Genomic DNA, 19537 nt, shown 5'->3' with positions numbered 1-19537 from the left:
CACGGAACGGGAGCAGCTCATGCAGACATTGGTCGGTGTGTTCGACAAGCGATCGGAAGCGCGTCGGGCGATGGATCGCCTGCTGCGGTCGGGCTTCGACCCGGCCGAACTTCATCTCAAGGAACCCGGCCGGCGCGGGGCCCAGGTCGATCCGGCCGGCGGCGAACAGGACCGAGCACTCGGTGACCGCATGATGGCCAGCGTCGAGCGTGAACTGGCGGTGGACCCTGACGCTTTTGAGGCCATCACCCGGTTTTTCTCCGGGCTCTTCGGAGGCAGCGATGAAGCCGGCGCCTCCTATTCGGAGGCCGTGCGAAACGGCCAGAGTGTGCTGGTGGTCGATGCCATGGGCGACCACCTGGCCGAGGTCTGCGCGGTGATCCTGCACGAGGAGGGCGCGTGCGACGTGGACGATCACCTGCCGCACGAGGTGCCCGAGGACCTGCGCCGGCGAGTACAGAAGGTCGAGCGCGCCGAACAGCATCCGCCGTTGCGCGAATTGCTGCCGGAGGGCAAGCCTCGCGCCGAGGCCCCCTCACCGGACCACCCCGACAAACCATCGCCTACGCTCTAGCGAACTTGGCGTGCCTCTCCGGGCTCATGATCGAGCGAGCTGCCACGCGCGCGCGAGCCGTGGTCATAGGAGTACACCTTGGTGAACTCCGCGCCCAGCAGGAAGACCTGCGCCGCGTAGTACACCCAGGCCAGCAGCACCACCAGCGAGCCCGCGGCGGCAAAGGCCTGCGTCATGCTGCTCTTGCCAATGTACAGGCCGATCAGGAACTTGCCCGCCTCGAACAGGATGGCGGTGGTGATGGCGCCCACCCACACATCGCGCCAGTCGATGCGGGTGGAGGGCATGAGTTTGTAGATCATGGCGAACAGCAAGGTGGAGATGCCCAGCGACACGGCCAGGTTCAGCAACTGCAGCATCAGCTCGGTGCCCGGCAGGATCCTGGCGGTCAAGGCGCCGAAGGCAGCGACCGCGGCGCTGACGGTCAGTGACACCATGAGCAGGAACACCAGTCCCAGGATCAGGCCCAGCGACATCAGCCGGCTGCGCAGGATCGCCCAGGCACCCTGCGGCCTCTGCGCCGGCGGGACATGCCAGATGCGGTCGAGGGCGGCCTGCAGCTCGCCGAAGGCCGTCGTCGCACCGATCACCAGCACGAGCACGCCAACCAGGCCCGCGACCAGGCCCTTCCGGGTGTCGCTGGCCGCGACAACCAGGTCCTGGACCAGGACGGCGGCCTGTGGGCCAATGAGGCCGGTCAGCTGCGCCACGATGACGCCTTGCACCGCGTCACGGCCGTAGACGGCGCCCGCCACCGCGATCACGATCACCAGCAGCGGGGCGATCGAGAACACCGTGTAGTAGGCGATGGCTGCGCCCATGCTGGGCGCATAGTCGTCCGACCAGGCCTGGACGGCCTTGACGAACAGGTGGAACAGGTGTTTGGGTGACATCGTGCGCGCCTCTCGCTTCACTGCTTTGTAGCGGCCGCCGCCTTGCAGTGTTGTCAGCCGATTTCGGATCGGGGGGGCGAAGCGGGTTTCGACACCCCGCTGGCGCTCAGTTCACAATACCGGCAACCCAAACCGTCACCGGCTTGTCATGACCCTCCCATTCGCCACCCGCCTCAACAACGTCGAAACCTCCGCGATCCGCGAATTGTTCAAGCTGCTGGGCAAGCCCGGCATCATCAGCTTCGCGGGCGGCTTTCCGGACAGCGCGATGTTCGATGTGCCCGGCATCAAGGAAAGCGCCGCCAAGGCGCTGGCCGAGGAGCCCGGCGCGGCGCTCCAGTACGGCGCCACCGAGGGCTACGAGCCGCTGCGCACGCAGCTGGCCCATTTCATGCAGGCCAAGGGCGCGCAGGACGTCGAGCCGCAAGGCCTGATCGTCACCACGGGCAGCCAGCAGGCACTGGACCTGCTGGGCAAGACCATGATCAGCCCGGGCGACAAGGTGATCGTCGAGGCGCCGACCTTCCTCGCCACGATCCAGTGCTTCCGCCTCTATGGCGCCGACCTCGTCACCGCGCCCGTCGATGCGCACGGCGTGCAGACCGACAAGCTGGAAAAGCTGATCGCAGAGCACAAGCCCAAGCTGGTCTACCTCATCCCCACCTTCGGCAACCCGAGCGGCGCGATGCTCAGCCGCGAGCGCCGCCTGAAGGTGCTGGAGCTGGCGAAGAAGTACAAGACGCTGGTCGTCGAGGACGACCCCTACGGCGACCTCTATTTCGGCGAAGCGCCGCCGCCCAGCATCCTGGCGCTCAGCCGCGAGGTGCCCGGCAGCCGCGAATGGATCGCGCACTGCGGCAGCCTCAGCAAGGTGCTCAGCCCGGGCCTGCGCGTGGGCTGGCTGGTCGCGCAGCCCGAACTGCTGGCCAAGGCGACCATGTGCAAGCAGTTCAGCGACGCGCACACCAGCACCTTCGCCCAGGCGACAGCCGCCCAATACCTGAAGAGCGGCCGCATGCCCGACACCCTGCACCGCGTGCGCCAGGTCTATGCCGAGCGCGCCAAGGCCATGGGCGATGCGCTGCAGAAGGATCTGGGCGACGCCATCGAATTCACGCGTCCGAACGGCGGTTTGTTCTTCTGGGCGCGCCTGACGGGCAACGGCGGCAAGCTGAAGGACTCGGGCGAACTGGCCAAGCGCGCCATCGAAAAAGGCGTCGCTTTCGTGCCGGGGGCGCCCTTCTTTGCGACGAACCCCGATCTGTCGACGCTGCGCCTCAGCTTTGCCACGGTGGGGGTGGACAAGATCGTCGAAGGGGTGGGGCGCCTGGGGGCCGCGGTTTCCCGCTAGCCGGCCAAGCCTTTCATCGAGCGTGATCGCGATGGCCTCGCTTCTCATCGCCGCCAGCGCGGCGATCATCTTCACACTCGGCGCCTTGCACCTGTGGTACACGTTCCGCGGCAACAAGCTGCATCCGCGGGATCCCGAGCTGCGGGTGAGGCTGGAGCAGGTTCCGCTGGTGCTCACGCGCCAGACGACCATGTGGAAGGCCTGGGTCGGGTTCAACGCGAGCCACAGCCATGGCGCCTTGCTGTTCGGCGCCGTCTACGGCTATCTTGCCCTGGTGCACAGCGCCTTTCTCTTTCAATCGTGGTTTCTGCTCGCGCTGGGCCTGCTGGCGCTGGCGGCGTACGCCTTGCTGGGCAAGCGCTACTGGTTCAGCGTGCCATTTCGCGGCATCCTCCTGGCCACGGCCTTTTACGTGGGCGCACTGGTGCTTGCCATGGCCGGGGCCTGACTCTTTCACCCCGTGAGGCACGACTGAGATGATCCAGGGATCCTGTCATTGCGGAGCTGTCCAGTGGACCTTCGCGGGCCAACCGGACGGCGCGACGGCCTGCAACTGCACCGTGTGCCGGCGCTACGGTGTGCTCTGGGCTTACGACTACGAAGGCGAGGGCATCAAGGTCACCGGCAGCACCCGAGCCTATGTCCGGGGCGAGTCGCTGGAGTTCCACTTCTGTCCCGCCTGCGGCTGCGTGGCCTTCTGGCGCGCGAAGCGGACCGATCAGCAAGGGCGCCGGCGGATTGCCGTCAACCTGCGCCTGGCCGAACCCGAGGCTGTGGCACAGATTCCTGTCGACCACTTCGACGGGCTGAACACATTCGAGGACCTGCCGCGCGACAGCCGGTGTGTCGCCGACTACTGGTTCTAGCCGCCTACACTGGCGGTGAGCTGGGTCCCCCCGATGTGCTGCCCGATCAAGACGCGCCGACACCTGCTGGCCGCCCTGGCTGGCTGGCCGCTCGCCACGCTGGTCGCGCGCGGCGCCGGCGTCGACGCGCATCCGGACGCGCGATGGTTCAGCCTGGCCGAGGACATGAAGCGCCTGGCCGAGTCCTGGGGTGACCAGAGCTACGGCGCCGTGCTGGTGATCGAGGGCGAGGTGGTGGGCTTCGGGCCGAGTCGGGTGGTCAAGGACGGAAATTCCGACGCGCATGCCGAGCGGGTCGCCCTGCGCGACGCGCAAGCCCGCCTGGGGCGCGCGTCGCTGGCGGGCGCCGTCCTGTACTCCACCTCGCGGCCCTGCAGCCTGTGCGAAGCGGCCGCGGCCGATGCCCAGGTGAGCCGCATGTACTTTGGCGCTTCCCTGCAAGATGGCGGCCGGCCCAGGGGCCGGCAGGGATAGCGCCGGGCGTTCGATACCGCAGCCGATTTCGGAGGTGATGCGCGATGAGCACACGACCGCTGTCCGACCATTGGGAACAAGGCAACCCCTACGAGCAGTACATTGGCCGCTGGAGCCGGCGGGTGGCGCCGCTCTTTCTCTCGTGGCTGGGCCAGCCCGCGGGCAAGCGATGGGTGGACGTCGGTTGCGGCACCGGCGCGTTGTCCACCGCGATCCTCGATCACTGTTCCCCCGGGAGCGTGGTGGGTATCGACCCTTCGGAGGGTTTTCTGAAGCTGGCGGTTCAGGAGCTTGGCATCCAAGCCAGCTTCCTGTCCGGCAGCGCCGCGGCGCTGCCGCTGGCCGACGGCGCGGGTGATGTCATCGTCTCGGGCCTGGTGCTGAACTTCATCCCGGACCTGCCGGCTGCGTTGGCAGAGATGGCGCGGGTGGCTTCGCCCGGCGGAACCATTGCGGCCTATGTCTGGGACTACGCGGACAAGATGGAAGTCATCAGGCACTTCTGGGATGCTGCGGTGGCCGTCGATCCGGCGGCGGCACCGCTCCACGAAGGGCATCGCTTCCCGCTCTGCAACCCGGCGGCCCTGCGTGAGGCCTTCGAGCGCGCTGGGTTCACCCAGGTCAACACAGCGCCGCTGGACGTGACGGCAGTGTTTGCCGGCTTCGACGACTACTGGCGCCCCTTCCTGGGCGGGCAGGGGCCGGCTCCGGCGTATGCCATGTCCTTGCCGGATGAACGGCGCGCGGCCCTGAGGGCAGCCTTGCAGGCCCGGGTGCCTTCCAAGCCCGATGGCAGCATCTCGCTCACCGCGCGGGCCTGGGCTATTCGGGGCTCGACATGAGCCACCGCTTCTCGGGGTCCATGAGGTGAGCGTCGGCGGCTCCGTCATTGCCATCGTACGCGGGGAATTGGCTGGACCCCAAGAACTTTGCTAGGCTGCGACACTGCTCTCCCCCCTGAACAACAACCATGCTGACGATCGAAGACATCCGGAAGATTCAGCTGTTCGCCGAGCTTGCGGCGCCCGAACTCGAGCGTCTGGCCAAAGCATCGGCCGACCTTCACCTGGCGGCCGGGGAGTTCGCGGTTCCTGAGGGTGGTGACCGCGCGCTGTACGGAGTGATTTCGGGGAAGATCCAGGTCGTCAAGATGATCGATGGCATCGAGAAGACGCTGGGCTGGCGCAACCCCGGGCAGATTTTTGGCGAGGTGCCGATCACCTTCGGCATGGCCTTCGTGGGCGGGTACCGGGCGTCGGAGCCGTCCCGGGTCCTTCGCGTGGAGCTCAAGGACTACTACGCCGTTGCGTCGGCGTCGCCCTCCGTCGCGCAGGAGGTGGGCAAGCTCGCGCGCGAGCGCATCGGCGGGCTTCAGGGCATCGCCGCCGAGCGTCCCAAGCCGCGCGTCTCCATCGTCGGCACGCGCTGGGACAGCGCTTGCGCGGAATTGCGCAAGTTCCTCACGCGCAACCAGATCAGTTTCGAATGGATGACGCCCGATGCGCCGGACCTGGGTTCGAAATGGCCTGGCCCGGCGCCGTCGGACGACCAGTGTCCCGTGCTGCGGGTGGCGCCGATCAACCCGGGGAGCGGCGAGGTGCAGTCACTTGCCGACGGCGCGCTGCTGGCCCGGCCCGCGGCGCGTGACCTGGCGCGGGCGCTCGGCCTGCAGACGAGCCCGGGTCCCACCGAGTACGACACCGTGATCATCGGTGGCGGGCCAGCCGGCCTGGCGGCCGCGGTGTACGGCGCCTCCGAAGGCCTGCACACCCTGGTGGTGGAGCGGGAGGCTCCGGGAGGTCAGGCCGGCACGTCTTCGCGCATCGAGAACTACCTCGGCTTTCCCAACGGCGTCTCGGGCGACGAACTCGCCCACCGCGCGCTGCAGCAGGCCAAACGGCTCGGGGCGGAGATCCTGGTCACGCGCTCGGTCGCCCGCATGGATCCGTCCAGCCGGCAGGTTCACCTCGACGACGGCGACGTGATACGGGCTCGCACCATCATCCTGGCTACGGGTGTCTCGTGGCGCCGCCTTGCCGTCGATGGCTTCGAGAAGCTGGCCGGCAAGGGCGTCCAGTACGGCGCATCGCGCAGCGACGCCAGCGGCACGCATGGCCTCGACGTCCACCTGATCGGCGCCGGCAATTCGGCCGGCCAGGCCGCCCTGCACTTCGCCAACCATGCGCGCAGCGTGACCCTGGTCGTGCGCGGCGATTCGCTGGACAAGAGCATGTCGCGCTACCTGATCGAGCAGATCGCGAAACAGGACAACGTGAAGGTCCTTCTGCAGTCGGAGGTGGTGGCCGCGCATGGCGAGGCCGGCCTGGCGGCGATCGATATTCGCGACAACAGGGGCGCCACCGTGAGCCGACACGACTGCGGAAGCCTCTTCGTCTTCATCGGAGCCGACGCCGAGACCGACTGGCTGCCGGCCGAGGTCGCACGCGACGATCGCGGCTACGTCCTGACGGGCGACGACGTCGTCAAGGCGGGGCGTTGGGCGGGCCGGCGGGACCCCTACCTGCTCGAGTCCAGCGTCCCGGGCGTCTTCGCCTGCGGCGATGTGAGGCTGAGCCCAGTCAAGCGCGTGGCATCCGCGGTCGGCGAAGGCAGCATGGCGATTGCTTTCGTGCACAAGTACCTGCAGGAAACGCGCTAGACGGCCGGACCATTTTCAGGAGGCACGCATGCCGGATCACACGCTCGAAGGTGGATGCCAGTGCGGCGCCGTTCGCTACCGGATCACCGGCCTTCCCGTGATGGCGGCCCTGTGTCACTGCGCCATGTGCCGCAGGGCCAACGCGGCGCCTGCCGTCGCATGGGCCATGTACCAGGAGTCCCAGGTCGAGTTCACCGGCAGCGGGCCGAAGTTCCATGAGTCCTCGCCCGGTTGCCGGCGCGGCTTCTGCGCGAACTGCGGCTCACAGATCAGCTTCGTCGCCGACTACATTCCCGGCCTGATCGACATCACCATCGGCAGCCTGGACGATCCAGCGCAGGTCGAGCCCACCTTCCACTACTGGGAGAGCAAGCGGCTGCCGTGGCTGCACCTGTCCGACGGCCTGCCCCGTTTTCCCGAGTTCCCGCCGCAGCCGGAGTAGCAGCCCATGTGAGGACCGCTGCGGCCTGGCCTCAGCGGTCGCGCATCGCCACCGCGCCCAGCGCGAACCCTGCCGCGAGCGCTGCGTACACGGCCACCATCGCCCCCGTGGAGAGCCGGTGCTCATACCCGGGTGTCAGGCGCTTGGGCACCACCAGGTAGTCGACGACGCCGGCCACCGCGCAGGTGGTGGCGGCTCCGGCCAGCGCCTGCGGCCATTGCTTGGCTTCGCGCCGGTGACCCCAGACGCGTGAGTACAGGGCGGCCCAGAAGATGGAAGCGGCGTGCTGCGTCAGGTAGCCGGGCAGGGTGTGGCGCCAGGTGGGCCGGTCTTCGCGCAACGATTCGTCGCCCCAGATCCAGTGGCTGGCGGCGTTGATCGGCGCCGCGGCGCTGCGGTTCTGGCGCATACCCGCCAGGACGAGCACGGCGGTGGACAGCACGCCGGCCAGGCTGCCGGTCACCACGCCTTCGCGCAGCGCCTGCTTCCACGCTTCGGCTTCACTCTGAAGCGCGGGCATCCCGGTGCGGAAGGTGCTCAGTGGCGCCATGCGTCAACCATGACACGGAGGGTCCTGATCGCAGGAGTGTGGCCCCGGTGGCCGCTGAAGTACAGCTGATCGGACCAGTTGGCGACGGCGAACCGCGACCGTTACCAGGGCCTGTTCAAGGTCCTACACTGCGGGCGTGAAGGCGCGCCGTGTCCTGGCGGCGGCGTTGCTCGCCGTCATCCCATCGAGCTTCGGCTTTGCGGCCGAAGCCTGGGGCGAACTCGCGCGGCCGGGCGCCATCGTGCTGCTGCGGCATGCGACGGCGCCCGGGACCGGGGACCCGCCGGGCTTCCGGCTGGAAGACTGCAGCACGCAGCGCAACCTGGACGAGAGCGGGCGTGCCGAGGCGCGCAAGCTGGGCGAGCAGTTCCGCAGCCGCAAGATCCAGGTTGGAGCGGTGCTCACCTCGCAGTGGTGCCGCACGCGTGAGACGGCGCGGCTGGCGTTCGGCGCGCAGCAGCCGCGAGACGAGCCGGCGTTCAATTCGCAGTTCGGCCGCCCGCAGGGCGAGCGCGACGCGCAGACGGCGCAGGCGCTGCAGGTGCTCAAGCGCTGGAAGGGACCGGGCACGCTGGTGGTGGTCACGCACGGCGCGAACATCCAGGCGATGACTCAGATGCCCGCCGCCTCCGGCGAAGGCGTGGTGCTGCGGCCCGATGGCCAGGGCGAGCTGAAGGTGCTGGGCACCATCGCGCCCTGATGCCGGTGCCGCGGCTTGCCTGAGGCTCGCGCGCGATCAGGGCGCCGTGGCGCCGAACACGTAGCTGTCCATGGCCAGCACGCCGAAGGTCATACCGCCATCGATGACTTGCACCGGGGCTGCCTTGTCCGCCGCACCGAATGCGAAGGGCAGAGGCAGGTAGTGATCCGGCGTCGGGTGCGCGCGGCGCGCGTGCGGCGCCGACTGCAGGTAGTCGACCAGCGCGGCCTCGTCGTGCGTGTCCACCGCGTGCCGCGCCCAGGCGACGAACTCCCCGGCGTAGCTGGTGCCGGGATCGCTGTTGTCCCATCGCACCTCGCGCAGGTTGTGCGTGATGCTGCCCGAGCCGACGATCAGCACGCCTTCCCCGGCCAGCGGCGCCAGCGTGCGGCCGAGGCGCAGGGCGCCGGCGGCGTCCAGGTCATGCGGCATGGACACCTGGATCACGGGCACTTGCGCGTGGGGGAACAGGTGCAGCAGCGGCACCCAGGCGCCATGGTCCAGGCCCCGCCGCTCATCCGCCGCGGGCTGCCAGCCGTCGGCATCGAGCAGTTCCAGTGCACGCGTCGCATGTCCCGGAGAGCCCGGCGCCGGGTATTCGATGCGATAGAGCGCCTCGGGGAAGCCGCCGAAGTCGTGGATCGTTTCCGGTGCCGTTGAAGTCGTGACCCGCACGCCACGCGTGATCCAGTGCGGCGACAGTACCAGCACCGCGGCCGGCCGGGGCAGGCGTTGCCCCAGCGCGGCCAGCTGTGGCCCGGCGCGGCCCGCGTCGATGGCAAAGGTCGGCGAGCCGTGCGAGATGAAGATCGAAGGCAAACGGTCCAACTGGTTCATGGGGAACTCCTGCTCTCATTGTGGAGTCGCGGGGTCGCCGGCTCGCGCAAGGCGCCTGACGAGAGCATTCAAAGGCGCTGAACCCTGCGCAGGGCTTACGCGCTCCTGACGCCGGGCCCGAACCTGCATTGACTTGGCGCAACTGAAACACATCGGCACACGCGCATCATCGCGGCATGCAACACGACGGGACCGGCGACGACACCGAGCGGCCGCCGCCGGAGTCGTTCGTTCGCGTCGTCTGCGCCAGCGAGTCCAGCATCACCGGCGCGGTGTACGCCGAGATGGAAGCCATACGCGCCGCGGCGGTGCGGCACAACGTGCCCGCCGGCATCCACGCTGCATTGCTCCATCAATCGGGCTGGTTCGTGCAGTGGAAGGAAGGCCCCGAGGCCGCCCTGCGCCAGTCGATGCGGCGCGTGCTGGAGGATCCGCGGCACCACTCCCTTCGCATCGTGCACTACAGCCGCGGCCCGCGCCTGCTGAGCGGTCCCTGGTCCATGGCGATCGTGCAGACGGACGAAGCGCACGCCTGCATGTCGCGCCGCGTGACGCGCCTGCGCCGCGCCATGGACGACGGCGTGCAGTACTCGCCGCCGGCGGTATGGCGGCAGCTGTCCACGCCGCTGGAGCATCCGGGGGCGTCGCAGCAGACCAACGCCGACGTCTTCCAGCGCGTCCTGGTGTGCTCGGCCGCCGGCTCGACCTCCTTCGACCTGGTGCGCTGGCTGGGCCGGCGGCACGGGCAGTCCGTCGTGCACCGTCGCTTTGCCGGTGACGAGGGGCTCGATGTCGGAACCGACTACGTCGACTTCGCCGACGCCGACCGGGTGATGCGCGTGATCGCCATGGCGCGCAAGGGCCTGGGCATGCCGCTCACGCGCGCCTTCATTCCCGATTACTCCCACATCGTTCTGCTGCTGTCGGGCGAACCCGAGCGCGACTGGCCGCTGCTGCAGAGGGTGGCCGAATCGTGCGCGGGCTTGCCGGCGCCACCGGTGCTGCTCGGGGTGGCCGAGCACCGGGCGGCCCACGCGCAGCCCTTTGCCACGGCGCACCGGCTCGGCCTGATCTATCTCGACGCCCAGGCGCACCCGCTGGACAGCGCCGGCGTCTGGGAGGCCGCGTACCCGGTGCTGGCGCACTGGCGGGCCACCGCCAGCGCAGGCCCGCCGTCAATCCTTTCCAACTTGCAGATGCTGAGGTAATTCATGTCGATCGAGCTGTTCCGCAATGACAACCATGCGGTGCTGATGTTCACCGACCTCGTGGAGGAGGACGGGCAGGCCGTGCAAAGCAACCAGTTCCTCATCGTCGACCATGGCGTGGGGGCGATCATCGACCCCGGCGGCAACCTCGCATACAACGAGCTGTTCGTCACGATCTCGCGTTTCTTCCCGCCGCAAAGCCTGAGCTACCTGATCGCGTCGCATGCCGACCCGGACATCATCGCGGCGCTGGACCGCTGGATGACCTCGACCCGCGCCAAGCTGGTGATCTCGCGCATCTGGGAACGCTTTGCGCCGCACTTCACCAAGGCGGGCAAGACCGAAGGGCGCGTGATCGGGGTGCCGGATGCCGGCGGCTGCCTGCAGCTGGGCGAGAACGAGCTGTGGCTGCTGCCCGCGCACTTCATGCATTCCGAGGGCAACTTCCACTTCTGGGACCCGGTCAGCCGCATCCTGTTCACCGGCGACCTGGGCGTGTCGCTCATGAGCGGGGCCGAGGCCGCCAGGCCGGTCACCGACCTCTCCGGCCACATCGCCAGGATGGAAGGCTTCCACCGCCGCTACATGGTGTCCAACAAGATCCTGCGGCTGTGGGTGCGCATGGCGCGGCAGCTCCCGATCAGGATGATCGTGCCGCAGCATGGCGCGCCCATCGAAGGCAAGCATGCGATCCATGATTTCTTCGAGTGGATCGAAAACCTGATGTGCGGCGTGGACCTGTTCGACGATCGCGCCTACCAGCTGCCCACCGGCGTGGTGGACGGCCAGCAGAACCGGGTCAAGCCGCTGCTGCGCGCCGTGGGCTGAGCGCGCGCGCAGGCGCGCGGGCACGCCGGTCGTGGCTCGGATACGATCGCCACCATCATGCAGATCCGCCAACTCACGCAGCCGACCGCCGCCGACATGCAGGCGCTCTGCGAGGTGCTGTCCGACTGCGTGGAGGGCGGCGCCTCGGTGAGCTTCATGCAGCCGTTCACGCAGGACAAGGCCCGCAGCTTCTGGAGCGGCGTGGCGCAGTCGGCCGCGCGCGGCGAGCGCCACCTGCTCGTGGCCGAGGATGCGTCGGGCATCGTGGGCACCGTCCAGGTGGTGCTGGAGCAGCCCGAGAACCAGCCGCATCGGGGGGACGTCTCCAAGATGCTGGTGCACCGGCGCGCCCGGCGCCGCGGCGTGGGCGAAGCGCTGATGCGCGCCGCCGAGCAGGCGGCGCGGGCCAGCGGCAAGACGCTGCTGGTGCTCGATACCGCCAGCGCCGAGGCCGAGCGCCTGTACCAGCGCTGCGGCTGGCAGCGCGTGGGCAGCATCCCCAACTACGCGCTGCTGCCGCAGGGCGGGTACTGCGATACGGTCTACTTTTACAAGCAGCTGTAACCATCCGCTGTAAGGGCGAGCCGCAGGCGGCGCCCAAGACCCGCGCCGCCGGTCGAAATCCGGTGTCTGGGAAAATCGGGGTTTTCCTCGCAGTACCCGCCATGCCCCTTCCTGCTCCCGCCCCCCGCCAGCATCTGCATACCCGGGCCGTCACCTATCGCGGCTTCCTTCGCGAGGATGGCCTGTGGGACATCGAAGGCGAGCTGTCCGACACCAAGACCTACGCGTTCGAGATGTCCGAGCGCGGGCACATGCCGCCGGGATCGCCGGTGCATGGCATGGCCATCCGCGTGACCATCGACGACCGGATGGTGATCCACGACATTGCGGCGGCCATGGATGCCACGCCTTACGGCGAATGCCATCGCGGCGAGGATCCGATGCGGCGCATGATCGGTGTGGCGATGGGGCCGGGCTGGCGTCAGGCGATCGAGAAGGCGCTGGGCGGCGTCCGTGGCTGCACGCACTTGCGCGAATTGCTCTTCAACATGGCGACGGCGGCTTACCAGACCATCTATCCCTACAAGGAGCGCCTGCAAAGGCAGGCGGACCAGGCGCAGCAGCAACGCGAGCAGCCGCCGTATCACCTGGGGCGCTGCATTGCCTGGGATTTCGACGGCCCGCTGGTTGCCACGCACCATCCGAAGTTCGCCGGCTGGCAACCCATCCGCCGCGTCAAGACGCTCGCCAATTGATGCGGACGCGGCCGCCACGGCTGAGCAGAAACTAAACTTCGGCGGCGCGCCAAGGTCCTTTGCCGGACGGGGCGGAGCTAATATACGAACCCGTGGAGATAAACGGCCCAGACAGTCCCGGCACAGACCGGGTGCGGGCTCCTTGCAGGTTCGATAAATGCCCAACATCGGAACGGTCCTCAAGAGCGAAATCGCCCGCGTCTCGCGCAAGGAGCTGCGCGGCGAAACCGAGGCGATGAAGAAGTCCATCACGCTGTATCGCAGCGAGATCGCCCACCTCAAGCGCCGGATGCAGACGCTGGAGCAGCAAGTGCGCCGCCTGGGCAAGGCCGCTGCCAAGGGCTCGCCCGCGCCGGAGGAGGAGGACGACGACAAACCCCACGTCCGCTACAGCGCCAAGAGCCTGGCGTCGCAGCGGCGGCGCCTGGGGCTGTCGGCCGCCGCGCTGGCCAAGCTGCTCGGGGTGTCGGCGTTGTCGGTCTACAAGTGGGAAAGCGGGAACACGCGTCCGCGGGCCAAGCAGATCGAAGCCATCGCCGCGCTGCGGGGCATCGGCCGGCGCGAGGCGGCCAAGCGCCTGGCGGAGCTCTGAACCACTCACCGCGATAGACTGCGTGGACCGCTTCGGGAGGTTCACGCCATGCAAGAACGCAAAGTCGCCATCGTCACGGGTTCGGCCACGGGCGTAGGCGCCGCCGCGGCGCTGATGCTCGCGCAGCGCGGCTACAACATCCTCATCAATTACTCGAAGAGCGAAGACGAGGCCCGGCAGTCGCAGGCCGCCTGCGAGGCAGCGGGCGCCGACACCTTGCTGCTGCGCGGCGACGTGTCGCAGGACGCCGACTGCAAGGCCATGGTCGCCGCGGTGGCCAGGCGCTGGAAGCGCGTGGACGCGCTGGTCAACAACGCCGGCACTTCGGTCTTCGGCGAAGCGGCGTCCTGGGACGCCCTGGACGCCCAGGCGTTCCAGCGCATCCTCGGAGTCAACACCCTCGGCGTTTTCCAGATGGTGCGTGCCTGCGTGCCGCACCTGCGGGCCACCGGTGGCGCCATCGTCAATGTCTCGTCCATTGCCGGTGCGCTGGGCATCGGTTCATCGGTGCCCTACGTCGCCTCCAAGGGCGCGGTGAACGCGATGACGCTGCACCTGGCACGCAGCCTGGCACCCGATATCCGCGTCAATGCCGTCTGCCCGGGGCTGATCACCTCGCGCTGGTTCGTCGAGGGCGTCGGCCAGGAGGGCTACGACAAGATCAAGGCCGCAGTCGAGCAGACCGCGCCGCTGCGCCGCGCGAGCACGCCCGAGGATGTCGCCGATGCGATCGTCTGGCTGATCTGCGGCGCGCCGACGATCACGGGCGAACTCCTGCTGCTCGACGGCGGCGTGCACCTCGGGAACCGGCCGGGCTGAGGCCCTTCCAGGGCGTCAACAGGCCCTGCCCATTGCCGAGCTTGCCCGGCGGCACTACCATCGGGGAACGGCAGCTGATCGGCGGCCGGGATTTCGCCGCTGCGGACAGCGCAGGGCAGAGCAGTACAAGGGGTATGGGTCTGATCGGCAAATTCTTCGGCAGCGACAGCAAACCGGCGGTGGTGTCCTCGAAATTCGCGGACAGCCAGCTGGTCGGGGTCAACACCAAGCCGCGCAGCAGCGCGCGGCGGGACCTGGTGAAGCTCGCGCTGCGCGACACCATGCGCAAGCATGGCGTGCCGTCCGACTGGATCGACTGCCGGTCGCTGTCGGTGCTCACGCGCGAGCAGCAATCCGGCATGCATGTGCAGTTCCTGGTGCGCAAGGCCGACCAGCAGGTGCTGCCCTTCGTCCATGCCTTGCAGGAGAGCTTCTGGCGCGAGATCGAGAGCATCGACCCACAGGCGCGGCAGTGGCTGTTCAGCGTCGGCTGGGAGTTCTACGGCAAGGCCGAACCCCAGCAGGTCGCCGCGCCGCAAACGCCAACCGCCGCGCCGGCGCCGGTTGAGCCGGAGGACGACCTAGCCTCGGACCTGCAGGCCCTGCAGGCGCTGATGACCGCGCCCGCCGTGCTCGAGAGCGAGTCGCAGCAGCCGGCTGCCGCCAAGAGACCGGCCTGAGCCGCACGCCGCGGCCTTGCGCGGTCTTGCAATCGCGCCTGGACGGCCCCAGCTTTCCGCCATGGCCGACACCCTGCACCTCGTTTGCCCGCACTGCCACACGACGAACCGCGTGCGGCAGCACGACCTCGTCAAGTCACCGGGTTGCGGCCATTGCCACCGGCCCCTGTTCGAAGGCAAGCCCGCCGCATTGGATGAGGCCGCGTTCGAGCGGCACGTGGGCCGCAGCGAACTGCCCCTGTTGGTGGACTTCTGGGCGCCCTGGTGCGGCCCCTGCCGCCAGATGGCGCCGGCTTTCGAGCAGGCCGCGGCCCAGCTCGAGCCGCAGGTGCGGCTGGTCAAGGTGAACACCGACGAGGCGCAGGCGCTGAGCGCGCGCCTGGGCATCCGCAGCATCCCGACACTGGCGCTGTTCCAGGGCGGGCGTGAGGTGGCGCGGCAGGCCGGCGCCATGGGCGCGGCCGACATCGTGCGCTGGACCCGCTCGCACCTGATGGCCTGACCCGGCCAAAGCGCGTACGGATTCGCTTCAGGCCGGGCCGAAACGGTCCAGCACCTTGTAGCCACGCCCGCCCGGCAGCGACTCCACCAGCACGAAGCCATCCTGCGCATCCCAGCGCAGGCCAGGCCCTTCCGCAGGCGCCTTGGCGCCGCGCGCACGCCGCGCCAGCGTCACGTGCGGTTTGTAGGGGCGCTCCTCGGTCGGCAGCCCGGCGGCGGTCAGCGCCGCGGCCAGGCGCTCGTGCAGCGCGCCCAGCGCTTCGGGGACGCAATCGGGCGACAGCACGGCAATTCCGCCGCCCCACAGGCCGGGGCGGCCGAGGTCGAGCCTGAAGGGCGTGGAGGGCAGCCGCAAGGCCGCGCGCAGCCCGTCCACGCGAGCGGCAGGTACGTTGCCCAGGAAGTGCAGGGTGATGTGCAGGCGATCGGTGGGCACCACGGCCGCGCCCGGCGGCCACTGCCATTGGTGCTGCCAGCGCGCGATGGCCTCGCGCACCGGCGGCGGCGGCCACAGCGCGGTGAACAGGCGCAGGCTGCGATCCGGATGCGCGGCGCTCAAAGCTTGGGGATGCGAAGCGTCTTGCTGATCATCAGGCTGCCCGAGAGCGCATATAGCAGCGCCAGCGGGTGCAGTTCCCAAGGACCGAGCTCGACGCTGCCGCCCCAGAGGGCATCGCCCAGGTGGCCCTGCCATGCAGCGAGCGCCAGCAGGCCGGTGAGCACGACGCTGGTGGGGATGGGCGTTCCTTCGAAATACGACACCTTGCCCGTGGCCCCCGTGAGCTGTTCGGCCGTGACGTTGAAGCGCGCGAGCCGGCTGACGCCGCAGCAGACGAAGTAGATCAGGATGGCCGCATCCCAGCCGCCTTGCAGGCCGGCGGCGAATCCCAGCGCGGCGGGGGCCATGCCGAAGGAGATGACGTCGGACAACGAGTCGAGCTCGCGGCCGAGCGGCGAGTGCTCGTGGCGGGCGCGCGCGATGCGCCCGTCGAGCACGTCCATCACGAAGGCCGCCGGCGCCAGCGCCGCCGCCAGGAAGAAGTGGACCCGGGATTGGCTGGCCATGTACAGCATCGCCAGCAGCACCGCGCCGACGCCGCAGGCGGCATTGCCCAGCGTGAAGAAATCGGCCAGGCGGAATTCGCGCAGCATCGAGAAATGCCTTGGCGGTGCCCCAGGGGCTGCCCTGTTCATCGTGGCCTCCTTTGTTGCGACCTGACGCGGCTGGGCTGCGCGAACTCGTCGGAGCCGCGCACTGCCCATTGTGAGCGCAGTCCGGCGACTGGCGGGTGACGGACCGTCACCCGCGTCGCGCGCGCGCGGCCAACGGCGGCCCGCAATCTGATCCAAATCAAGGTTCGAACGGTACCCCCCGGAAAGTGGGGCAAGCCGGCGGGGGGGCGTTTCGACACTAGCCACACCACACAGGAGGCAATGCAAATGGCATTCAACGAAACCCTCGCCAGCCCGGCGATCATCGACTCGAAATCACGACTGCACTCGATCACCGTCGAGCAGCTCACCTGCGCCATCGGCGCCGAGCTGGTCAACGTGAACCTGGGCGTCGCTTCCCGCGACAAGGACCTGGCCAACGAGATCCACCAGTTGCTGCTCAAGCACAAGGTGCTGTTCTTCCGCGACCAGGACATCACCCGCGCCGAGCACGTCGCCTTCGCGCGGCGCTTCGGCGAACTGGAAGACCACCCGGTGGCCGGCAGCGATCCGGAGAACCCGGGCCTGGTGCGCATCTACAAGTCGCCGGACACGCCCAACGACCGTTACGAGAATGCCTGGCATGCCGACGCGACCTGGCGCGCCAAGCCGCCCATGGGCTGCGTGCTGCGCTGCGTCGAAGGCCCGGCCGTGGGCGCCGACACCATGTGGGCCAACATGGTGCTGGCCTATGAGAAGCTGCCCGAGCACATCAAGAAGCAGATCGCGCCGCTGCGCGCCCGCCACAGCATCGAGGCGACCTTCGGCGCCGCCATGCCGATGGAAAAGCGCCTGGCCCTGAAGGCGCAATTCCCGGACCCCGAGCACCCGGTGGTGCGCACGCATCCGGAAACCGGCGAGAAGGTCCTCTTCGTCAACCCGTTCACCACGCACTTCACGAACTTCCACAACGCCGAGAACGTGCGCTACGGCCAGGACTACGCGCCGGGCGCCTCGCAGCTGCTGCACTACCTGATCTCGCAGGCCCAGATCCCCGAGTACCAGGTGCGCTGGCGCTGGAAGCCCAACAGCATGGCGATGTGGGACAACCGATCCACCCAGCACTACGCGGTGATGGACTACCCGCCTTGCCACCGCAAGATGGAACGCGCCGGAATCGTCGGCGACACCCCCTTCTGAACCCCGAGACCAGCACCAGGAAACGCACATGAACTTCATTGACGGCTCCAACTTCCCCGAGCACATGGAGAAGCTCGTCATCACCTGCGCCCCGTTCGGGCCGGAGTGGCAACCTGCCGACTTCCCGGAAGACATCCCGGTCAAGCTGAAGGACCAGGTCCAGAAAGTCGTGGACTGTTACAACGCCGGCGCCACGGTCTGCCACGTGCATGGCCGCGAAGAGGACGGCAAGGGCTCCAAGAGCCTGGAGCGCACCAATGAACTGGTGGCAGCCATCCGCGAAGCCTGCCCGGGCATGATCCTGCAGATCGGCGGCTCCATCTCCTTCGCCCCGGTCAAGGAAGGCGACACCGCCGCGTGGCTGTCCGACGACGTGCGCCACGGACTCTCCATGATCGAGCCCCGGCCGGACCAGGTCACCATCGCCATCAACTCCAACCAGATGAACGTGGTGGAGCAGATGGTCGCTGCCGACGTCGCGGGCACCTCGCTGGCGGTCGGCACGCCGGGCTACTACGCCTATCGCGAAATGACCATCCCCGCCGGCCCCGCCTGGGTCGAGGAGCACATCAAGCGCCTGAGCGCCCGCGGCATCCAGACCCACTTCCAGCTGGCCACTGTGGCCCAGCTGGAAACGGTCGAGCGCATGATGCGCCGCGGCGCCTGCAACGTCCCCCTGATCCTGACCTGGGTGGCGATCGGCGGCGGGTTCGAGGCGCCGAACGTCTACAACCTGTCCAACTTCGTTCGTGCCTGCCCGGACGGTTCCGTGCTGACCCTGGAAAGCTCCATGCTCAACACGCTGCCGATGAACATGATGGCCATCGCCATGGGCCTGCATGTGCGCTGCGGCATCGAGGACAACATCTGGACGCAGGACCGCAAGGCCAAGATGGGCACCGTCAAGCAGATCGAGCAGCTCGTGCGCATCTCGCGCGAGTTCGGCCGCGAGGTGGCAGACGGCAAGGAAGCGCGCCGCATCTACCGCATCGGCGAGTTCTACTCCAGCGCCGAGGAAACGCTGGCGAAGAACGGCTTCGCACCGAACCGCAAGCCGGGGCAGCGGGGCTTCCTGCAGCACGCCCTCGCAGCCTGACGCGCGGCCGCCGGCCAGCGTACCATCCACAGGCGCCGGCTTCCGGCGCTGCAAATGGAACATGAGCCGGCTGCTGCGAACGCTGTCATACGCCTGGCCCGCGCCGTACACGTGCGCGGGCCTTGTCTTTGGGCTGCTGGTCATCGCGTTCGGCGGCAGCGCCCGGGTGCGCCGTGGCACGCTGGAGTTCGGCGGCGGCGCGCTGGGGCGCTGGATCGGCCGCAGCCGCATCCCCTTCGGCGCGATCACCATCGGCCACGTCGTGCTGGGGCTGGATCATCTGATGCTGGACCGCGTGCGCAACCACGAGCAGGTGCATGTGCGCCAGTACGAGCGCTGGGGTCCGCTGTTCGTCCCGGCCTACCTGCTGGCCAGCGCCATCGCCTGGATGCTCGGCGGCGACCTGTACCGCGACAACGTGTTCGAGCGCGAGGCCTTCGACAAGGCGCGCGGATAGCGCGGCCGGCGACGCCGGCCGGCCATGCGGCGTCAGTGGGCCCCGCTGATTGCCGGCACCGGACGGAAGCCCTGCGATGGCCTGCGAACCGGCTGTGCGCGGGCGCCCGCGTCCAGGTCCAGGCGCGCGGGCGACAGCCCGTAGATCAGGGCGCGGCGGTGCTCGCTGGTGCGGAAGCTGTCGCCGGCTTCGAGCACGAAGTCGCGCGGGTCGCCGTCCAGCGTCAGCCACACCGTGCCTTCGCGGCAGGTGAAGTTCACTTCCGAAGGATCGTCGACAGCGACGACCGCGCGGTGGGCCAAGTCGATCCGGGCGGGGAGGGTGTCGGTGTGCATGAGGGGACTCCTTTGGATTCCTTGCTGGAATTCAATATACTGAGGCGTCCTCAGTGATTCAAAC

26 protein-coding genes are annotated in these 19537 nt (G+C 68.7%); 20 read left to right on the top strand and 6 right to left on the bottom strand.

Annotated elements, in window-relative coordinates:
- Positions 1–19: 19 nt before the first annotated feature.
- Positions 20–574 (top strand): hypothetical protein, encoded by a 555-nt coding sequence (locus UC35_RS01065; protein ID WP_061495249.1) that lies wholly within the window; start codon positions 20–22, stop codon positions 572–574.
- On the opposite strand, the gene UC35_RS01060 is transcribed toward UC35_RS01065, so the two are convergent.
- Positions 571–1467 (bottom strand): YihY/virulence factor BrkB family protein, encoded by an 897-nt coding sequence (locus tag UC35_RS01060; protein ID WP_061495247.1) that lies wholly within the window; start codon positions 1465–1467, stop codon positions 571–573. The two genes, UC35_RS01065 and UC35_RS01060, sit on opposite strands and share 4 nt — an antisense overlap.
- A 148-nt stretch (positions 1468–1615) precedes the next feature.
- On the opposite strand from UC35_RS01060, the gene UC35_RS01055 reads away from it, so the two are divergent.
- The 7 genes from UC35_RS01055 (at position 1616) to UC35_RS01025 (ending at position 7259) form a co-directional block, all read left to right on the top strand.
- Positions 1616–2818 (top strand): PLP-dependent aminotransferase family protein, encoded by a 1203-nt coding sequence (locus UC35_RS01055; protein WP_061495244.1) that lies wholly within the window; start codon positions 1616–1618, stop codon positions 2816–2818.
- A gap of 31 nt (positions 2819–2849) precedes the next feature.
- Positions 2850–3266: an LIC_13387 family protein gene (locus tag UC35_RS01050; RefSeq protein WP_061503618.1), complete on the top strand. Its 417-nt coding sequence runs from the start codon at positions 2850–2852 to the stop codon at positions 3264–3266.
- A 28-nt stretch (positions 3267–3294) separates the two neighbouring features.
- The gene (locus UC35_RS01045; RefSeq protein ID WP_061495242.1) at positions 3295–3684 is read left to right on the top strand and encodes a GFA family protein; all 390 of its coding nucleotides are present in this window, start codon (positions 3295–3297) and stop codon (positions 3682–3684) included.
- A gap of 15 nt (positions 3685–3699) precedes the next feature.
- A complete protein-coding gene (locus tag UC35_RS01040; protein ID WP_227820424.1) occupies positions 3700–4158 on the top strand; it encodes a deaminase in 459 nt (152 codons plus the stop codon).
- Positions 4159–4202: 44 nt separating this feature from the next.
- The gene (locus tag UC35_RS01035; protein ID WP_061495236.1) at positions 4203–5000 is read left to right on the top strand and encodes a class I SAM-dependent methyltransferase; all 798 of its coding nucleotides are present in this window, start codon (positions 4203–4205) and stop codon (positions 4998–5000) included.
- Positions 5001–5128: 128 nt separating this feature from the next.
- Entirely contained in the window at positions 5129–6817 is a 1689-nt protein-coding gene (locus UC35_RS01030; protein ID WP_061495234.1) for an FAD-dependent oxidoreductase, read from the top strand.
- A 28-nt stretch (positions 6818–6845) separates the two neighbouring features.
- The gene (locus UC35_RS01025) at positions 6846–7259 is read left to right on the top strand and encodes a GFA family protein (protein WP_061495232.1); all 414 of its coding nucleotides are present in this window, start codon (positions 6846–6848) and stop codon (positions 7257–7259) included.
- A 31-nt stretch (positions 7260–7290) separates the two neighbouring features.
- On the opposite strand, the gene UC35_RS01020 is transcribed toward UC35_RS01025, so the two are convergent.
- Complete coding sequence (locus UC35_RS01020; protein ID WP_227820423.1) at positions 7291–7809, bottom strand: hypothetical protein; 519 nt, start codon at positions 7807–7809, stop codon at positions 7291–7293.
- Positions 7810–7945: 136 nt separating this feature from the next.
- Here UC35_RS01020 and UC35_RS01015 point away from each other — a divergent pair, with 136 nt between their 5' ends.
- Positions 7946–8509 (top strand): histidine phosphatase family protein, encoded by a 564-nt coding sequence (locus tag UC35_RS01015; RefSeq protein WP_082792500.1) that lies wholly within the window; start codon positions 7946–7948, stop codon positions 8507–8509.
- Positions 8510–8545: 36 nt separating this feature from the next.
- Here UC35_RS01015 and UC35_RS01010 read toward each other — a convergent pair whose 3' ends face one another.
- Positions 8546–9346 (bottom strand): DODA-type extradiol aromatic ring-opening family dioxygenase, encoded by an 801-nt coding sequence (locus UC35_RS01010; protein WP_061495230.1) that lies wholly within the window; start codon positions 9344–9346, stop codon positions 8546–8548.
- Positions 9347–9522: 176 nt separating this feature from the next.
- Here UC35_RS01010 and UC35_RS01005 point away from each other — a divergent pair, with 176 nt between their 5' ends.
- From UC35_RS01005 to trxC, 8 genes are all read left to right on the top strand, one after another.
- On the top strand, positions 9523–10554 hold the full coding sequence (locus tag UC35_RS01005) for a BLUF domain-containing protein (RefSeq protein WP_061495227.1): 1032 nt from the start codon (positions 9523–9525) through the stop codon (positions 10552–10554).
- Between the two features lie 3 nt (positions 10555–10557).
- Positions 10558–11382: an MBL fold metallo-hydrolase gene (locus tag UC35_RS01000; RefSeq protein WP_061495226.1), complete on the top strand. Its 825-nt coding sequence runs from the start codon at positions 10558–10560 to the stop codon at positions 11380–11382.
- A 57-nt stretch (positions 11383–11439) separates the two neighbouring features.
- Positions 11440–11946 (top strand): GNAT family N-acetyltransferase, encoded by a 507-nt coding sequence (locus UC35_RS00995; protein ID WP_061495224.1) that lies wholly within the window; start codon positions 11440–11442, stop codon positions 11944–11946.
- 101 nt (positions 11947–12047) lie between these two features.
- Positions 12048–12641: a DUF2889 domain-containing protein gene (locus UC35_RS00990; protein ID WP_061495221.1), complete on the top strand. Its 594-nt coding sequence runs from the start codon at positions 12048–12050 to the stop codon at positions 12639–12641.
- A 157-nt stretch (positions 12642–12798) separates the two neighbouring features.
- On the top strand, positions 12799–13233 hold the full coding sequence (locus UC35_RS00985) for a helix-turn-helix domain-containing protein (RefSeq protein WP_061495220.1): 435 nt from the start codon (positions 12799–12801) through the stop codon (positions 13231–13233).
- Positions 13234–13281: 48 nt separating this feature from the next.
- On the top strand, positions 13282–14052 hold the full coding sequence (locus tag UC35_RS00980; protein ID WP_061495218.1) for an SDR family NAD(P)-dependent oxidoreductase: 771 nt from the start codon (positions 13282–13284) through the stop codon (positions 14050–14052).
- A gap of 134 nt (positions 14053–14186) precedes the next feature.
- Positions 14187–14732, top strand: coding sequence for a hypothetical protein (locus UC35_RS00975; protein WP_061495216.1), 546 nt, complete (start codon positions 14187–14189; stop codon positions 14730–14732).
- 61 nt (positions 14733–14793) lie between these two features.
- Positions 14794–15234 carry a thioredoxin TrxC gene (trxC, locus tag UC35_RS00970; protein WP_061495214.1) on the top strand — a complete coding sequence of 147 codons (441 nt, stop codon included), beginning with the start codon at positions 14794–14796 and terminating at the stop codon, positions 15232–15234.
- Positions 15235–15261: 27 nt separating this feature from the next.
- Here the strand turns inward: trxC and thpR are convergent, their stop codons facing one another.
- Together thpR and UC35_RS00960 are read right to left on the bottom strand one after the other, a co-directional pair.
- Complete coding sequence (gene thpR, locus UC35_RS00965; protein ID WP_061495212.1) at positions 15262–15792, bottom strand: RNA 2',3'-cyclic phosphodiesterase; 531 nt, start codon at positions 15790–15792, stop codon at positions 15262–15264.
- A complete protein-coding gene (locus UC35_RS00960; RefSeq protein WP_061495210.1) occupies positions 15789–16427 on the bottom strand; it encodes a CDP-alcohol phosphatidyltransferase family protein in 639 nt (212 codons plus the stop codon). The genes thpR and UC35_RS00960 overlap by 4 nt, the downstream gene beginning before the upstream one ends.
- Before the next feature lie 309 nt (positions 16428–16736).
- Between UC35_RS00960 and UC35_RS00955 the strand changes: the two genes are divergently transcribed.
- The 3 genes from UC35_RS00955 to UC35_RS00945 all read left to right on the top strand — a co-directional run bounded on the left by UC35_RS00955 (position 16737) and on the right by UC35_RS00945 (position 19138).
- Positions 16737–17585 (top strand): TauD/TfdA dioxygenase family protein, encoded by an 849-nt coding sequence (locus UC35_RS00955; RefSeq protein WP_061503615.1) that lies wholly within the window; start codon positions 16737–16739, stop codon positions 17583–17585.
- A gap of 28 nt (positions 17586–17613) precedes the next feature.
- Positions 17614–18681, top strand: coding sequence for a 3-keto-5-aminohexanoate cleavage protein (locus UC35_RS00950; protein ID WP_061495208.1), 1068 nt, complete (start codon positions 17614–17616; stop codon positions 18679–18681).
- Between the two features lie 61 nt (positions 18682–18742).
- Positions 18743–19138: a hypothetical protein gene (locus UC35_RS00945; RefSeq protein ID WP_061495206.1), complete on the top strand. Its 396-nt coding sequence runs from the start codon at positions 18743–18745 to the stop codon at positions 19136–19138.
- Between the two features lie 32 nt (positions 19139–19170).
- On the opposite strand, the gene UC35_RS00940 is transcribed toward UC35_RS00945, so the two are convergent.
- The gene (locus UC35_RS00940) at positions 19171–19473 is read right to left on the bottom strand and encodes a DUF2917 domain-containing protein (protein WP_061495203.1); all 303 of its coding nucleotides are present in this window, start codon (positions 19471–19473) and stop codon (positions 19171–19173) included.
- Between the last annotated feature and the right edge of the window lie 64 nt (positions 19474–19537).

Source organism: Ramlibacter tataouinensis (assembly GCF_001580455.1).
Lineage (GTDB): Bacteria > Pseudomonadota > Gammaproteobacteria > Burkholderiales > Burkholderiaceae_C > Ramlibacter > Ramlibacter tataouinensis_B.
This window is presented reverse-complemented; position numbering and strand designations above follow the sequence as displayed.

What these genes read in the sequence shown, in the direction of transcription:
- UC35_RS01035 (WP_061495236.1), top strand. Translation starts at nt 4,203, where the DNA reads ATGAGCACACGACCGCTGTCCGACCATTGGGAACAAGGCAACCCCTAC.
- UC35_RS01030 (WP_061495234.1), top strand. Translation starts at nt 5,129, where the DNA reads ATGCTGACGATCGAAGACATCCGGAAGATTCAGCTGTTCGCCGAGCTT.
- UC35_RS00995 (WP_061495224.1), top strand. Translation starts at nt 11,440, where the DNA reads ATGCAGATCCGCCAACTCACGCAGCCGACCGCCGCCGACATGCAGGCG.
- UC35_RS01060 (WP_061495247.1), bottom strand. Translation starts at nt 1,467, where the DNA reads ATGTCACCCAAACACCTGTTCCACCTGTTCGTCAAGGCCGTCCAGGCC.
- UC35_RS00985 (WP_061495220.1), top strand. Translation starts at nt 12,799, where the DNA reads ATGCCCAACATCGGAACGGTCCTCAAGAGCGAAATCGCCCGCGTCTCG.
- UC35_RS01010 (WP_061495230.1), bottom strand. Translation starts at nt 9,346, where the DNA reads ATGAACCAGTTGGACCGTTTGCCTTCGATCTTCATCTCGCACGGCTCG.
- UC35_RS01065 (WP_061495249.1), top strand. Translation starts at nt 20, where the DNA reads ATGCAGACATTGGTCGGTGTGTTCGACAAGCGATCGGAAGCGCGTCGG.
- trxC (WP_061495214.1), top strand. Translation starts at nt 14,794, where the DNA reads ATGGCCGACACCCTGCACCTCGTTTGCCCGCACTGCCACACGACGAAC.
- UC35_RS00950 (WP_061495208.1), top strand. Translation starts at nt 17,614, where the DNA reads ATGAACTTCATTGACGGCTCCAACTTCCCCGAGCACATGGAGAAGCTC.
- UC35_RS00940 (WP_061495203.1), bottom strand. Translation starts at nt 19,473, where the DNA reads ATGCACACCGACACCCTCCCCGCCCGGATCGACTTGGCCCACCGCGCG.
- UC35_RS00990 (WP_061495221.1), top strand. Translation starts at nt 12,048, where the DNA reads ATGCCCCTTCCTGCTCCCGCCCCCCGCCAGCATCTGCATACCCGGGCC.
- UC35_RS00960 (WP_061495210.1), bottom strand. Translation starts at nt 16,427, where the DNA reads ATGAACAGGGCAGCCCCTGGGGCACCGCCAAGGCATTTCTCGATGCTG.
- UC35_RS01020 (WP_227820423.1), bottom strand. Translation starts at nt 7,809, where the DNA reads ATGGCGCCACTGAGCACCTTCCGCACCGGGATGCCCGCGCTTCAGAGT.
- UC35_RS00975 (WP_061495216.1), top strand. Translation starts at nt 14,187, where the DNA reads ATGGGTCTGATCGGCAAATTCTTCGGCAGCGACAGCAAACCGGCGGTG.
- UC35_RS01005 (WP_061495227.1), top strand. Translation starts at nt 9,523, where the DNA reads ATGCAACACGACGGGACCGGCGACGACACCGAGCGGCCGCCGCCGGAG.
- UC35_RS01000 (WP_061495226.1), top strand. Translation starts at nt 10,558, where the DNA reads ATGTCGATCGAGCTGTTCCGCAATGACAACCATGCGGTGCTGATGTTC.
- UC35_RS01045 (WP_061495242.1), top strand. Translation starts at nt 3,295, where the DNA reads ATGATCCAGGGATCCTGTCATTGCGGAGCTGTCCAGTGGACCTTCGCG.
- UC35_RS01050 (WP_061503618.1), top strand. Translation starts at nt 2,850, where the DNA reads ATGGCCTCGCTTCTCATCGCCGCCAGCGCGGCGATCATCTTCACACTC.
- UC35_RS00945 (WP_061495206.1), top strand. Translation starts at nt 18,743, where the DNA reads ATGAGCCGGCTGCTGCGAACGCTGTCATACGCCTGGCCCGCGCCGTAC.
- UC35_RS00980 (WP_061495218.1), top strand. Translation starts at nt 13,282, where the DNA reads ATGCAAGAACGCAAAGTCGCCATCGTCACGGGTTCGGCCACGGGCGTA.
- UC35_RS01055 (WP_061495244.1), top strand. Translation starts at nt 1,616, where the DNA reads ATGACCCTCCCATTCGCCACCCGCCTCAACAACGTCGAAACCTCCGCG.
- UC35_RS01025 (WP_061495232.1), top strand. Translation starts at nt 6,846, where the DNA reads ATGCCGGATCACACGCTCGAAGGTGGATGCCAGTGCGGCGCCGTTCGC.